This window comes from Citrobacter sp. MGH100, assembly GCF_001034465.1.
Classification (GTDB): domain Bacteria; phylum Pseudomonadota; class Gammaproteobacteria; order Enterobacterales; family Enterobacteriaceae; genus Citrobacter; species Citrobacter youngae.
Map to the genome: position 1 here is coordinate 1,798,377 of NZ_KQ089800.1, position 14,838 is coordinate 1,813,214.

10 protein-coding genes are annotated in these 14,838 nt (G+C 50.3%); 3 read left to right on the forward strand and 7 right to left on the reverse strand.

Annotation, left to right across the window (positions count from 1 at the left end; genetic code table 11):
* Positions 1-31 precede the first annotated feature (31 nt).
* The 7 genes from SK32_RS08515 to serC all read right to left on the reverse strand — a co-directional run bounded on the left by SK32_RS08515 (position 32) and on the right by serC (position 8,965).
* Positions 32-2,296, reverse strand: a complete 2,265-nt coding sequence (locus SK32_RS08515; protein ID WP_048212140.1) for a ComEC family protein — start codon at positions 2,294-2,296, stop codon at positions 32-34.
* A gap of 206 nt (positions 2,297-2,502) precedes the next feature.
* Positions 2,503-2,787, reverse strand: a complete 285-nt coding sequence (gene ihfB / locus SK32_RS08520; protein WP_003035780.1) for an integration host factor subunit beta — start codon at positions 2,785-2,787, stop codon at positions 2,503-2,505.
* 194 nt (positions 2,788-2,981) lie between these two features.
* Positions 2,982-4,655 carry a 30S ribosomal protein S1 gene (gene rpsA / locus SK32_RS08525; RefSeq protein WP_003035776.1) on the reverse strand — a complete coding sequence of 558 codons (1,674 nt, stop codon included), beginning with the start codon at positions 4,653-4,655 and terminating at the stop codon, positions 2,982-2,984.
* A gap of 113 nt (positions 4,656-4,768) precedes the next feature.
* Entirely contained in the window at positions 4,769-5,452 is a 684-nt protein-coding gene (gene cmk / locus SK32_RS08530) for a (d)CMP kinase (RefSeq protein WP_005123561.1), read from the reverse strand.
* A gap of 171 nt (positions 5,453-5,623) precedes the next feature.
* Positions 5,624-6,385, reverse strand: a complete 762-nt coding sequence (locus SK32_RS08535) for a metalloprotease LoiP (RefSeq protein WP_048212141.1) — start codon at positions 6,383-6,385, stop codon at positions 5,624-5,626.
* 138 nt (positions 6,386-6,523) lie between these two features.
* Positions 6,524-7,807, reverse strand: coding sequence for a 3-phosphoshikimate 1-carboxyvinyltransferase (aroA, locus tag SK32_RS08540; RefSeq protein WP_040231805.1), 1,284 nt, complete (start codon positions 7,805-7,807; stop codon positions 6,524-6,526).
* A 69-nt stretch (positions 7,808-7,876) separates the two neighbouring features.
* Entirely contained in the window at positions 7,877-8,965 is a 1,089-nt protein-coding gene (gene serC / locus SK32_RS08545) for a 3-phosphoserine/phosphohydroxythreonine transaminase (RefSeq protein WP_048212142.1), read from the reverse strand.
* Between the two features lie 445 nt (positions 8,966-9,410).
* Here serC and ycaO point away from each other — a divergent pair, with 445 nt between their 5' ends.
* From ycaO to pflB, 3 genes are all read left to right on the forward strand, one after another.
* Complete coding sequence (gene ycaO, locus SK32_RS08555) at positions 9,411-11,171, forward strand: 30S ribosomal protein S12 methylthiotransferase accessory factor YcaO (protein WP_048212607.1); 1,761 nt, start codon at positions 9,411-9,413, stop codon at positions 11,169-11,171.
* A gap of 404 nt (positions 11,172-11,575) precedes the next feature.
* The gene (gene focA, locus SK32_RS08560; protein WP_003831909.1) at positions 11,576-12,433 is read left to right on the forward strand and encodes a formate transporter FocA; all 858 of its coding nucleotides are present in this window, start codon (positions 11,576-11,578) and stop codon (positions 12,431-12,433) included.
* A 59-nt stretch (positions 12,434-12,492) separates the two neighbouring features.
* On the forward strand, positions 12,493-14,775 hold the full coding sequence (gene pflB, locus SK32_RS08565) for a formate C-acetyltransferase (protein ID WP_048212143.1): 2,283 nt from the start codon (positions 12,493-12,495) through the stop codon (positions 14,773-14,775).
* Positions 14,776-14,838 lie beyond the last annotated feature (63 nt).

Sequence of the window (14,838 nt, forward strand, 5' to 3'; positions counted from 1 at the left end):
AAACCAGCATTTGTTAGAATAGCCGCATATTCTACCCGTTATCCTCCAACACGCCAAACCACTGATGATACCAACGGGGTAAAATCTGATCCCGTAAGCTGCGTATGCGCCAACTTTTTTGATAAATATCTAGCGTGATTTGCCCCTGGTGGGGTGTGTCCAGCCACTGATAATTTTGTTGCCGGTAACGCTGTCGGACTTTCCATGACGGTAGACGCCAGGCATTGTAGCGGGATGCTGAGGCTATTGCGGCCTGTCCGCCAACGCGTTGAATCAGCGCCAATGAGGATGACGTGTTACTCCCGTGGTGTGGAACCTGCACAAACGTAGCCTGCAGATGCTGCCAGTAGTGACTTAGCATTTTTTGTTCAGCAGGGGATTCAATATCACCAGTCAGGAGAATACTCTGATGTCCGTCATCCACCTTTACCACACAGGAATGGTTATTCCCCTGCTCTTTATTTCCACTGACTGGCCAATGTGCACTAAATGTTAATCCCTGCCATTGCCAATGCTCCCCGCGAAAACAAGGGAGATGCCCATTCCAGCCCAACGGACTTCTGATCCACAGTGACGGCCAGGCTTGCTGTAGCGATTGCAACCCTCCACGGTGATCCAAATGCTCGTGACTTAGAATTACCCCTTGCGGTTCCAGGTTGTGCCAACGTAGCCAGGGAATAATCAGCTGTTGCGCGCTATCACCTTCAGGCCATGCCAGACCAGTATCATAAAGCAGTGCTTTACCATTACGCGCAATCACCATCGCCAGCCCCTGCCCGACGTCCAGCATATGTACCTGCCACAAATCAGCGCGGGGTGTCCTCCAGAACGGTCCACTCAATAACAAAAGCCCGGTAAAACAGGCAACCGGTAGCGTTTCCCAGGCATTTAATCGCCATGCAATAAGCATCAGCCATGGGGACAGTGCAAGCCATTGCCAACGCGCATCAATGTTGAGCCATCCATCCGGTAAGCTATTGAGACCCCAAAATAACAGCTCCAGAGAACGGTCAGCGAGATACCACAGCCCTGCCTCGATCATCACCTGACCGGTTAAATGCACGACCATACCCGCTAATATCAGAGGAACTGAAACAAATGTGACCAGCGGTACCGCAAATAAATTGGCCAGCAATGAGCTCAGGCTAACACCGTGAAATAATGCGATTTGGACAGGCAGAAGCAGTACCGTAATTCCCAGTTGAAGATGAGCAAGCGCCAGCACTGCACGTCCGATACGCGAGAGCGGCCAGCACGGCATCGGCATCCACTGAAACCAGAATAGCAGCGCCGCTACGGCGAAAGCAGACAGCCACAGACTTTGTGAAATCACCGCGACCGGATCTACTACCACAATTGCTGCCAGACAGGTAATCCAGACCGCCCAGCCACTCCACTGCCTGCCGCTTAGTTTTAGTGCCCCCCATACCATTAGCGCGATGACCGTGCGTAATGCCGGTGGTTGCAGCCCCGTCAGCCAGGCATAAAATGCAGCGCAGAGCACACCCCCGACTAGCGGAGCCTGCCAGCAGATCCAGCGTGCTGGCATAAAAAATTGTCCGCCTCGTATCAATCCGCCAGCGAGGAGTGCGGCAAAAGCAATATGCAGCCCGGAAATGGCCATCAAATGTGCTGTTCCGGTATCACGCATTATATTTTTTACCGCCTGCGATACAGACAAACGTTCCCCCATCCCCAGCCCCAGTATGACTTGCTGCCAGGGATAGGCGGCAAGCGTGGTTTTTAGCGAGGAGAGATAACGTGCACGCAGACTGCATTGCGGTGTAATCACTGAGGCCTGCAGAAATCGCCCCGTTAGCGGCTGATGCTGTGCCAATGCATAGCGCTGGCTATCAAATCCACCTTCATTCAGTTGCCCATGCACAGCGCGAACTTTCAGCATCATCGCCCATGTCTGACCTGCGCAAACATCGCCAGGTAAGTACTGTCCATACAGTACGACGCCAACGGCAGGAAAGATTCGTTTCCCCTGAAGGTGAGTGATTTGGCCGTAGTGCGTTGTCATATTGTCTGTTCCGGTTATCCTCACAATGGCTTGCTGGGTTTTCGCAGGCAGCGTATTACCGGCCCAGATAACCTCTTTCGCAGCCAGTATTCCCCACAGGAAAAACAGCAGGACTAATCCAGCGTAATGCATATATCGATGAGGAATGAGACAAAGCAGACACGCCAGACCAAATACCAAGCTGACACACAGCATGTCAGGTAATACGGGTAATACCGTCAGCGGGAGAATGCCGCATAACGCACACGTACTGATTGTTGTTAGTTTCATATGACACCTCCCTGTGACAGGGAGTGTGCAGGACAATTCAGCAGATGTCTGGCAACTATTTACCGGTAAACGAGGTGCGTTCCGATGTTATTTAACTGCAGATGTAACATACAAATATGTTGGGAGAGAGATTCCAGCACAGGGAGGTGAAAATGAAAAAAGCACCCATACAGGTGCTTTTCTCGGGGCTAAGTCTTGCTGAGGACTTAACCGTAAATATTGGCGCGATCGCGCAGTTCTTTACCCGGCTTAAAGTGCGGAACATATTTTCCTTCCAGATCCACTTTATCGCCAGTCTTCGGATTACGTCCGGTGCGTGGTGCGCGGTAATGCAAAGAAAAACTGCCGAAACCGCGGATTTCAATACGCTCGCCCTGCGCAAGAGTCGAGGCCATATGTTCCAGCATCTCTTTTACTGCATCTTCAACCGCTTTCGCGGGAATATGAGGTTGCTGGGTTGCAAGTCTTTCAATCAATTCTGACTTGGTCATGATTCCTCCGGTTCCTTAAAGGCAAAATTAGCTGCTGCATTGATTAAGGGCGGCCGTAGCCGCCCTTTGTCATTGATTACAGGACGAATCCTGTAATCTGTCAAGCTACTCGTCACCCTTTGTGCTGTTAACAGCACAAAGGATTTATACCCGTCATACTTCAAGTTGCATGTGCGGGTATAGAGTACTCGATATTACTCGCCTTTAGCTGCTTTGAAAGCTTCAGCCATTGCGTTGTTAGAGAAGTTTGCATCTTCCTGTTTGTTAACAGTTGCGATTGCATCTTTCTCATCAGCTTCGTCTTTAGCACGAACAGACAGGCTGATTGCACGGTTCTTACGATCAACGCCGGTGAATTTAGCTTCAACGTCGTCGCCTACGCTCAGAACCAGAGTTGCATCTTCAACGCGGTCGCGGGAAGCTTCAGAAGCGCGCAGGTAACCTTCAACGCCGTCAGCCAGTTCTACGGTTGCGCCTTTAGCGTCAACTGCAGTGACTTTACCGTTTACGATTGCGCCTTTCTTGTTCAGTGCAACCCAGTTGTTGAACGGATCTTCTGCGAGCTGTTTAACGCCCAGAGAGATACGCTCACGCTCTGCGTCAACCTGCAGAACAACTGCTGCGATTTCGTCGCCTTTTTTGTATTCACGAACTGCTTCTTCGCCTGCAACGTTCCAGGAGATGTCAGACAGGTGAACCAGGCCGTCGATGCCGCCGTCCAGGCCGATGAAGATACCGAAGTCAGTAATAGACTTGATTTTACCTTCAACACGGTCGCCCTTGTTGTGGGTTTCCGCGAACTGCTGCCATGGGTTGTTTTTGCACTGCTTCAGACCCAGGGAGATACGACGACGTTCTTCGTCGATATCCAGAACCATAACTTCCACTACGTCGCCAACGTTAACAACTTTGGACGGGTGGATGTTTTTGTTGGTCCAATCCATTTCGGAAACGTGAACCAGGCCTTCAACGCCTTCTTCGATTTCAACGAAGCAGCCGTAGTCGGTCAGGTTGGTCACGCGACCAGTCAGTTTGGTACCTTCCGGATAACGCTTAGCGATAGCTACCCATGGATCTTCGCCCAGCTGTTTCAGGCCCAGAGATACACGAGTACGCTCGCGGTCGAACTTCAACACTTTAACAGTGATTTCGTCGCCAACGTTTACGATTTCGCTCGGATGCTTAACGCGTTTCCATGCCATGTCGGTGATGTGCAGCAGGCCGTCAACGCCACCCAGATCAACGAATGCACCGTAGTCAGTGAGGTTCTTAACGATACCTTTAACTTCCATGCCTTCCTGCAGGTTTTCCAGCAGCTGATCGCGTTCTGCGCTGTTTTCGGATTCGATAACGGCACGACGGGAAACAACAACGTTGTTACGCTTCTGATCCAGCTTGATTACTTTGAATTCAAGCTCTTTGCCTTCCAGGTGCAGCGTGTCGCGGACCGGACGAACGTCTACCAGGGAACCCGGCAGGAACGCGCGAATACCATTCAGCTCAACAGTGAAGCCACCCTTGACTTTGCCATTGATAACACCAGTAACGGTTGCAGCTTCTTCGTAAGCTTTTTCCAGCGTGATCCAAGCTTCGTGACGTTTAGCTTTTTCACGGGACAGCAGGGTTTCACCGAAGCCGTCTTCTACTGCATCCAGAGCAACGTCAACTTCGTCACCAACCTGGATTTCCAGCTCGCCCTGGGCGTTTTTGAACTGCTCTGCCGGAATGGCGGACTCAGATTTCAGACCGGCGTCAACCAGTACTACGTCTTTGTCGATAGCAACAACAACACCACGAACGATGGAACCCGGGCGGGTTTCGATTTCTTTTAAGGATTCTTCAAACAGTTGAGCAAAAGATTCAGTCATGTTTAATCTTCAGGTTTCATATTTAACGTCCACCTGGCTCCATGCCGGATGGGGTTGTTTAACATACCCGCTGTCAATCCATTGCAACGGGGGTACTGCAAATTCGGTCGCACTTATGCGAGAGCCAGTTTTTGGCGCGCGTATTGTAACGCTTTTTCAATCACTTGCTCAATGCTTAATCGGGTTGAATCTAAAACTAAAGCATCAGCAGCGGGAACCAGCGGCGCTACAGCACGGTTACGATCGCGGTAATCACGTTCTTCGATCTCGGCCAAAAGGCGTTCAAAGTTAACACTAAAGCCTTTCTCCTGCAACTGTAGCATACGTCGATGCGCACGTTCTTGCGAGGAGGCGTCCAGAAAAATTTTTACTGGCGCATCAGGGAACACCACCGTGCCCATATCACGTCCGTCGGCAATCAGGCCGGGCGCTTCACGAAACGCGCGTTGGCGACGTAACAGCGCTTCGCGTACGCGAGGAAACGCAGCGACCTGAGAGGCGGCATTCGCCACTTCCTGGGTGCGGATTTCGCCGCTGACATCTTCGCCTTCCAGAATGACTTCCAGGTTGCCGTCCGTTGAGATAAAACGCACATCCAGGTGTGAGGCAAGCGGTACCAGAGCATCTTCAGAAGTGACATCAACATGGTGATGTAACGCTGCGAGCGCCAGTACGCGGTAGATCGCGCCTGAATCTAACAGATGCCACTGCAATGCTTCCGCCATTGCCTTGCACAAGGTGCCTTTTCCTGCACCACTTGGGCCATCAATGGTAATAACCGGGGCAATTGCCGTCATCTTTTTCTCCTTAAACGGGCATACGTTAACGTGAACGCCGCGCATTATACGCGCCAACGCTAATAATCGTTAACACAGAGTGTAAAAACCCGATTAGTCTGTAACGATATGAGGAAGAATTGCGCAATTATAGCGGGCTGGCGAGAAACCAGCCCGGAAGATGACACTGTTTTACTTTTTATCTGCAGCGATACGTTCACGCATATGCTGAGCACGATCGTCAGATGCCGGATGAGAATCCATCAGTGATTTTGCATGGCCTGCGTCCATCGTGGCAAACTTATCAAACGCAGTCACTAACCCTTGACGGTCAATACCGCGTTTTTTCAGCAAATCATAGGAAAAGTCATCCGCATCCGATTCCTGGCTACGGGAGAACGCTGAGTTAATCACACCTTCCGCCAGATCGCCCAACTGAGACTGGGAAAGCTGAGAAGCGACGCCGCTGGTCGCAGAAATAGCATCGCGCGCAGCGAGTGTGGCATACGCAGTCTGCATTGCTTTACGTGAGTGTCCTAAAGAAACATGGCCCAACTCATGACCCAGCACACCTTCAATCTCATTGTCGGTCATCTGGTCCATCAAACCCGAATAAACACGTACGCATCCATTCGCCATTGCCCAGGCATTGATATCACTGGTCATATAAACCTTATAGTTGACCGGCGTTCCATCAATGTTATTACCCAACGCTTTCGCAATTTTATTCAGACGCTTAGTGTATTTGCTTTTTGCGCCCGCTAGCTGGTTTTCGCTATCCATCTGCTTACATGAACTGTTAGAGAGAGATTTGACATCAGCGTCGGAAAGCGTCGCAGCTTTATAAGCCGCCATACCGGAACTGGCAACAAGGTCGCCATTTACGCCATTTTTACAACCTGCCAACAACGTAGCGGAAACCGCCAACGCCAAAAAGAGTGATTTATTTTTCATGCTAATCTTCCGATGATATTTATAATAAAAACAAATAAATAAGTTAAATCATCAACAAATTAGCATTAGTTGTAAGCGTAAAAACAGTGCGGTTACGGACACCGAAACGCCAGCCCAGGGACCGGCGTTTCGTGAGGATCAGGCAGGAGTACTAATACGGGCCAACTGTTCGAAATAATCCGGGAAGGTTTTGGCGGTGCATTTAGGGTCCAGAATGGTTACCGGCGTGTCAGACAACGCCACCAGCGAGAAACACATCGCCATACGGTGATCGTTATAGGTCGCAATATCCGCAAACTGCAGCTTAACCGGCGGAGTGATACGGATAAAATCATGCCCCTCTTCAACTTCCGCGCCCACTTTCCGCAACTCCGTTGCCATCGCAAACAGACGGTCGGTCTCTTTGACGCGCCAGTTGTAAATGTTCCGTAAAGTCGTTGTGCCCTTTGCAAACAACGCGGCGGTCGCAATGGTCATTGCCGCATCAGGAATATGGTTCATGTCCATATCGACAGCATTCAACTCACCGCGAGTACAGGCAATAAAATCATCACCCCATGTCACGGTCGCGCCCATTTTTTCCAGCACATCAGCAAAGCGAATATCACCCTGCATGCTATGACGCCCAATCCCGGTAACCTTCACCGTACCGCCTTTGATCGCGCCGGCCGCAAGAAAATACGAGGCCGATGAAGCGTCGCCTTCTACCAGATAGGCGCCCGGAGACTGGTACTGTTGGTTGCCCTGCACGACAAAACGTTGGTAGTTCTGGTTTTCAATGTCAACACCAAACGTTTTCATCAGGTTCAGTGTGATATCAATGTAAGGTTTGGATACCAGCTCACCTTTAATGGCGATCGTCGTGTCCTGCGGCGCCAGCGGCGCAGTCATCAGCAATGCAGTGAGGAACTGGCTGGATACGCTGCCGTCTACCTCAACTTGCCCTCCGGTGAAACCACCGCGCAGACGTAGAGGCGGATAATTTTCCTGCTCCAGGTATTCAATGTTGGCTCCGCCCTGGCGTAACGCATCAACCAGATGACCAATCGGGCGCTCTTTCATGCGCGGTTCGCCCGTCAGCACGATGTCATTGCTGCCCAGGCACAGCGCTGCGGCCAGCGGGCGCATTGCGGTTCCGGCATTGCCAAGGAACAGCTCTACAGCGCCTTCTGCATGCAGCGCGCCGCCGTTACCGATTATCTCGCAACGCGTGCGATCGGCAGAAAGGGTATAGCTAATCCCTAACGCATTCAGAGCATTAAGCATATGGCGGACATCATCGCTGTCCAGCAGGTTGGTCAGGACAGTGGTGCCATTTGCTAATGCAGCCAGCAGCAAAGCGCGGTTAGAAACACTTTTGGATCCAGGCAGATTGATGGTGCCATCCACCCGCGCAATGGGTTGTAACGTCAGGGATTCCATGAAACTCAACTCTCAAAAACAGACATAAAAACCCCACAGGCTGGCTGTGGGGATGAAAAGTACAGCAGATTAGCCGCGGCGGCGCTCGAAATCGACCATGAAATCGGTCAGTGCTTTTACGCCTTCCAGCGGCATAGCGTTATAGATTGAAGCCCGCATTCCGCCAACTACACGATGTCCCTTCAGTGCATGCAGACCGGCAGCAAACGACTCTTCCAGGAAAAGTTTATCCAGCGCGTTGTCAGCCAACTGGAACGGGACGTTCATGCGTGAACGGTTCGATTTCGCCACATCGTTGCGGTAGAAGTCGCTGTTATCAATCACGCCGTACAACAGTTCCGCTTTTTGCTGGTTAATTTTATCCATCGCGTTAACACCGCCCTGCTCTTTCAGCCATTTAAAAACCAGGCCAGACAGATACCAGGCAAAGGTCGGTGGCGTATTGAACATGGAGTCGTTGTCATTCAGCACGGTATAGTCGAGGATTGACGGGCAGGACACATGGGCCTTACCCAGCAAATCTTCACGTACGATGACAATGGTCAGCCCGGCCGGGCCGATGTTTTTCTGCGCCCCGGCGTAAATTACGCCATAACGACTAACGTCAAGCGGTGCGGAAAGAATGGTCGAGGACAGATCCGCCGTAACCACCACGTTGCTGGCAAAATTCGGCGTTTCATCAATCGCGATACCGTCGATGGTTTCGTTCGGACAATAGTGCAGATACGCCGCATTGTCAGAAAGCTGCCATTCACTCATCGGTTTAACAGCACGCAGTCCGTCAACGGTGACTTTGGCGTCGATAACATTTGGCGTGCAGTACTTTTTCGCTTCTTTAATTGCACTGGCGGCCCAGTAACCGGCATCGACGTAATCCGCCGTGGTTTTGTCACCCAGAATATTTAATGGGATACCCGCAAACTGCCCACGGCCACCGCCATGACAGAACAACACTTTATAGTTGGAGGGGATACTGAGAAGATCGCGAAAATCCTGCTCCGCTTCCTCTGCGACCTGGATGAACTCTTTGCCACGGTGGCTAATTTCCATCACCGACGTGCCAAGACCGTTCCAGTCGCGAAGATCCTGTTGAGCCAGTTTAAGTACTTCTGCCGGTAGCATTGCCGGACCTGAACTAAAATTGAAGACCTGAGCCATTTCCCCTCACCACGTTGTGTTGTTATCCGATCAACATCCTGTCGTTTACGATAATTCCTGTGACAGACATTGGGTATAAGTTATTCCTGTGGATATCGGTTTTATCATTCAGTGACACGCGCCGCAATGGGTAAAACTGGCCAGGGCAAAAATGAGCGGTGCATCACACAAAAGAATCTATCGGATTGACGGATAAAAACCGAGATTTTCGCTATCAGGAGGCGCATTTGGCCCAGCCAACCTTCGACCATTCTGGTTTTGCATAGCGCAGAGATATATAAAGAAAGAAGCCCCCTTCCCTTCAGCAGATAGTCCGCAGACATTCGACTGAACACGCTACGGTGTGAATCAAATGCTTTATTTACGCCCAGGCTCGGGCGGCGATAGCGCCATTCATTGAAAACCCGTATCATTGCGCGCTTTCCGTACGACAAAAGTGATTTTCATGACGCAAACATTTATACCCGGCAAAGATGCCGCACTGGAAGATTCCATCGCTCGCTTCCAGCAAAAATTACTCGACCTCGGTTTTCAAATTGAAGAAGCCTCGTGGTTGAATCCCGTTCCTAACGTCTGGTCTGTGCATATTCGCGACAAAGAATGCGCGCTGTGCTTTACCAACGGTAAAGGTGCGACGAAAAAAGCGGCGCTGGCCTCCGCACTGGGCGAATATTTTGAGCGTCTGTCCACGAATTACTTCTTTGCGGATTTCTGGCTGGGCGACACCATCGCTAACGGCCCGTTCGTACATTACCCGAACGAAAAATGGTTCCCACTGACAGAAGATGATGACGTACCTGAAGGTTTGCTGGATGCGCGTCTGCGTGCATTCTACGATCCAGACAATGAACTGACCGGTAGCATGCTTATCGATCTGCAATCCGGCAATGAAGAACGCGGCGTTTGCGGCCTGCCGTTTACCCGTCAGTCAGATAATCAGACCGTTTACATTCCGATGAACATTATCGGTAATCTGTACGTATCTAACGGTATGTCTGCGGGTAACACACCGAATGAAGCCCGCGTTCAGGGGCTGTCTGAAGTTTTTGAGCGCTATGTGAAAAACCGCATTATCGCGGAAAGCATCAGCCTGCCGGAAATTCCGGCCGAAGTGATGGCGCGTTACCCGGCAGTCGTTGAATCCATTGCAAAGCTGGAAGCCGAAGGATTCCCAATCTTCGCATACGACGGCTCGCTGGGCGGCAAATACCCGGTTATCTGCGTTGTACTGTTCAACCCGGCTAACGGTACCTGTTTTGCCTCTTTCGGCGCGCACCCGGATTTCGGTGTTGCACTGGAGCGTACCGTCACTGAACTGTTGCAGGGCCGTGGCCTGAAAGATCTTGATGTCTTCACTCCCCCAACCTTCGACGATGAAGAAGTGGCTGAGCACACTAACCTCGAAACGCACTTCATCGATTCCAGCGGTCTGATCTCCTGGGATCTGTTCAAGCAAGATGCCGATTACCCGTTCGTTGACTGGAATTTCTCCGGCACAACGGAAGAAGAGTTCGCAACCCTGATGGCCATCTTCAAAGCGGAAGATAAGGAAGTCTACATCGCCGACTACGAGCATCTGAGCGTTTACGCTTGCCGCATTATCGTCCCGGGCATGTCTGACATCTACCCTGCAGAAGATTTGTGGTTAGCCAACAACAGCATGGCAGCGCACCTGCGTGAGACCATTCTCTCTCTGCCAGGCAGCGAATGGGAAAAAGAAGACTACCTCAACCTGCTCGCACAGCTGGATGAAGAAGGATTTGACGACTTCACTCGCGTACGTGAGCTGCTGGGTTTGGCGACCGGTGCGGATAATGGCTGGTATACCCTGCGCATTGGCGAGCTCAAAGTAATGCTGGCTCTGGCGGGTGGTGACCTTGAGCAGGCACTGATCTGGACGGAATGGACAATGGAATTTAATGCATCCGTCTTTAGTGCTGAACGCGCAAACTATTACCGTTGCCTGCAAACTCTGCTGCTGCTCTCTCAGGAAGAAGATCGTCAGCCGCTGCAGTATCTTAACGCATTTGTTCGTATGTACGGTGCAGAGGCAGTTGAAGCAGCAAGTGCAGCAATGAGCGGAGAAGCGCCATTCTACGGATTACAAACGGTTGATAGCGATCTGCGGGCTTTCCCGGCACATCAGTCTCTGCTGAAAGCCTATGAGAAGCTGCAACGCGCGAAAGCAGCACACTGGTCAAAATAGTGGCAAACAGCCCGCGTTGAGTAGGCTAAACGTATTGTCTGGGCTATATTACGGGGCGCTTTAAGCGCCCTGTTTTTTTATTTTTGTGTACTCAAAAATAATTGTAAAAACAAGGTTAAATATTAGTAGTTGATATTAAAATTTTTGGTTTATTAATATCGCTATTTATCTCAATTACTCCATTTTAATTAACCGTCCGACTGGAGGCATAAAGAAAAATTTCAACTCACTTTATAATTTTTAAAATTTATTTTTACATTGATAATCAACAAGTTACACCGTAATCGCATAAAAACCATGCGTCTTACGGGCCTATAAGCCAGGCGAGATATGATCTATATCAAATTCTCATCTATAATGCTTTGTTAGTATCTCGTCGCCGACTTAATAAAGAGAGAGTTAGTGTGAAAGCTGACAACCCTTTTGATCTTATACTTCCTGCTGCTATGGCCAAAGTTGCCGAAGAAGCAGGCGTCTATAAAGCAACGAAACATCCGCTTAAGACGTTCTATCTGGCAATTACTGCCGGTGTGTTCATTTCAATTGCCTTTGTTTTCTATATCACTGCCACAACCGGTACCGGCACAATGCCTTTCGGCATGGCAAAGCTGGTGGGTGGTATCTGCTTTTCCCTGGGGCTGATCCTTTGCGTTGTCTGCGGCGCTGACCTCTTCACTTCAACCGTACTGATTGTCGTCGCTAAAGCCAGTGGTCGTATTACCTGGGGTCAGTTAGCGAAGAACTGGCTTAACGTTTATGTCGGTAACCTGATTGGTGCGCTGATTTTTGTGTTACTCATGTGGCTTTCTGGCGAGTATATGACCGCCAACGGCGCGTGGGGACTCAACGTCCTGCAAACTGCCGACCACAAAGTGCACCATACTTTTGTTGAAGCTGTAAGCCTTGGTATTCTGGCTAACCTAATGGTGTGCCTGGCGGTATGGATGAGCTACTCTGGCCGCAGCCTGATGGACAAAGCGTTTATCATGGTATTACCGGTCGCAATGTTTGTTGCCAGCGGTTTTGAGCACAGTATCGCAAACATGTTTATGATCCCTATGGGTATCGTAATACGCGATTTCGCCACCCCGGAATTCTGGACCGCTGTCGGTTCTTCTCCGGAGAATTTTTCTCACCTGACCGTGATGAATTTCATCACCGATAACCTGATTCCGGTTACGATCGGTAACATTATCGGCGGCGGTTTGTTGGTCGGGTTGACATACTGGGTCATTTACCTGCGTGGTAACGATCATCATTAATCTGTTGATGCTCATTACACGCAGTAAATAAAAAATCCACTTAAGAAGGTAGGTGTTACATGTCCGAGCTTAATGAAAAGTTAGCCACAGCCTGGGAAGGTTTTACCAAAGGTGATTGGCAGAATGAAGTAAACGTCCGTGACTTCATTCAGAAAAACTACACTCCGTATGAGGGTGACGAGTCCTTCCTGGCTGGCGCAACTGAAGCGACCACTGCACTGTGGGACAGCGTAATGGAAGGCGTTAAACAGGAAAACCGCACTCACGCGCCTGTTGACTTTGACACCTCCGTTGCTTCTACCATCACTTCTCACGACGCTGGCTACATCAACAAAGCGCTTGAGAAAATTGTTGGTCTGCAAACTGAAGCTCCGCTGAAACGTGCGATTATCCCGTTTGGCGGTATCAAAATGGTTGAAGGTTCCTGCAAAGCGTACAATCGCGAACTGGACCCGATGCTGAAAAAAATCTTCACCGAATACCGTAAAACCCACAACCAGGGTGTATTCGATGTTTATACCAAAGACATTCTGAACTGCCGTAAATCCGGTGTTCTGACTGGTCTGCCAGATGCGTATGGCCGTGGCCGTATCATCGGTGACTACCGTCGCGTTGCGCTGTACGGTATCGACTACCTGATGAAAGACAAATACGCTCAGTTCGTCTCTCTGCAGTCCGATCTGGAAAATGGCGTAAACCTGGAAGCAACTATCCGTCTGCGTGAAGAAATTGCTGAACAGCACCGCGCTCTGGGTCAGATCAAAGAAATGGCTGCTAAATATGGCTGCGATATCTCTGGTCCGGCTACCAACGCTCAGGAAGCTATCCAGTGGACTTACTTCGGCTACCTGGCCGCGGTTAAATCTCAGAACGGCGCAGCAATGTCCTTCGGTCGCGTATCCACCTTCCTGGATGCTTACATCGAACGTGATATCAAAGCAGGCAAAATCACCGAGCAAGACGCACAGGAAATGATCGACCACCTGGTCATGAAACTGCGTATGGTTCGCTTCCTGCGTACTCCTGAATATGATGAACTGTTCTCCGGTGACCCGATTTGGGCAACTGAATCAATCGGTGGTATGGGCGTTGATGGCCGTACTCTGGTTACCAAAAACAGCTTCCGCTTCCTGAACACCCTGTACACCATGGGTCCTTCTCCGGAGCCGAACATCACCGTTCTGTGGTCTGAAAAACTGCCTCTGAACTTCAAGAAATTCGCCGCTAAAGTGTCCATCGACACCTCTTCTCTGCAGTACGAGAACGATGACCTGATGCGTCCGGACTTCAACAACGACGACTACGCTATCGCTTGCTGCGTAAGCCCGATGGTTGTTGGTAAACAAATGCAGTTCTTCGGTGCGCGTGCAAACCTGGCGAAAACCATGCTGTACGCAATCAACGGTGGCGTTGATGAAAAACTGAAAATGCAGGTTGGTCCTAAATCTGAACCGATCAAAGGCGACGTTCTGAACTTCGACGAAGTTATGGACCGCATGGATCACTTCATGGACTGGCTGGCTAAACAGTACGTCACTGCACTGAACGTTATTCACTACATGCACGACAAGTACAGCTACGAAGCCTCTCTGATGGCGCTGCACGACCGTGACGTTATCCGCACCATGGCGTGTGGTATCGCTGGTCTGTCCGTTGCTGCTGACTCCCTGTCTGCAATCAAATATGCGAAAGTTAAACCGATTCGTGACGAAGACGGTCTGGCTATCGACTTCGAAATCGAAGGCGAATACCCGCAGTTTGGTAACAACGACTCTCGCGTTGATGACATGGCGGTTGACCTGGTAGAACGTTTCATGAAGAAAATTCAGAAACTGACTACTTACCGTAACGCTATCCCGACTCAGTCTGTTCTGACCATCACCTCTAACGTGGTTTATGGTAAGAAAACTGGTAACACCCCAGATGGTCGCCGTGCTGGCGCGCCGTTCGGACCGGGTGCTAACCCAATGCACGGTCGTGACCAGAAAGGTGCTGTTGCCTCTCTGACCTCCGTTGCTAAACTGCCGTTTGCTTACGCTAAAGATGGTATCTCTTACACCTTCTCTATCGTTCCGAACGCGCTGGGTAAAGACGACGAAGTTCGTAAGACCAACCTGGCAGGTCTGATGGATGGTTACTTCCATCACGAAGCGTCCATCGAAGGTGGTCAGCACCTGAACGTGAACGTCATGAACCGTGAAATGCTGCTGGACGCGATGGAACATCCGGAAAAATATCCGCAGCTGACCATCCGTGTTTCTGGCTACGCAGTACGTTTTAACTCCCTGACTAAAGAACAGCAGCAGGACGTTATTACTCGTACCTTCACTCAGACCATGTAATTGGTTTTGACTGAAATCGTACTTTAAAAAGCGTACAATAAAGGCTCCACGTAAGTGGGGCCT

Excerpts from the sequence above, each read along its gene's own strand:
- SK32_RS08515 (WP_048212140.1), bottom strand. The coding sequence starts at position 2,296 with ATGAAACTAACAACAATCAGTACGTGTGCGTTATGCGGCATTCTCCCG.
- ihfB (WP_003035780.1), bottom strand. The coding sequence starts at position 2,787 with ATGACCAAGTCAGAATTGATTGAAAGACTTGCAACCCAGCAACCTCAT.
- rpsA (WP_003035776.1), bottom strand. The coding sequence starts at position 4,655 with ATGACTGAATCTTTTGCTCAACTGTTTGAAGAATCCTTAAAAGAAATC.
- cmk (WP_005123561.1), bottom strand. The coding sequence starts at position 5,452 with ATGACGGCAATTGCCCCGGTTATTACCATTGATGGCCCAAGTGGTGCA.
- SK32_RS08535 (WP_048212141.1), bottom strand. The coding sequence starts at position 6,385 with ATGAAAAATAAATCACTCTTTTTGGCGTTGGCGGTTTCCGCTACGTTG.
- aroA (WP_040231805.1), bottom strand. The coding sequence starts at position 7,807 with ATGGAATCCCTGACGTTACAACCCATTGCGCGGGTGGATGGCACCATC.
- serC (WP_048212142.1), bottom strand. The coding sequence starts at position 8,965 with ATGGCTCAGGTCTTCAATTTTAGTTCAGGTCCGGCAATGCTACCGGCA.
- ycaO (WP_048212607.1), top strand. The coding sequence starts at position 9,411 with ATGACGCAAACATTTATACCCGGCAAAGATGCCGCACTGGAAGATTCC.
- pflB (WP_048212143.1), top strand. The coding sequence starts at position 12,493 with ATGTCCGAGCTTAATGAAAAGTTAGCCACAGCCTGGGAAGGTTTTACC.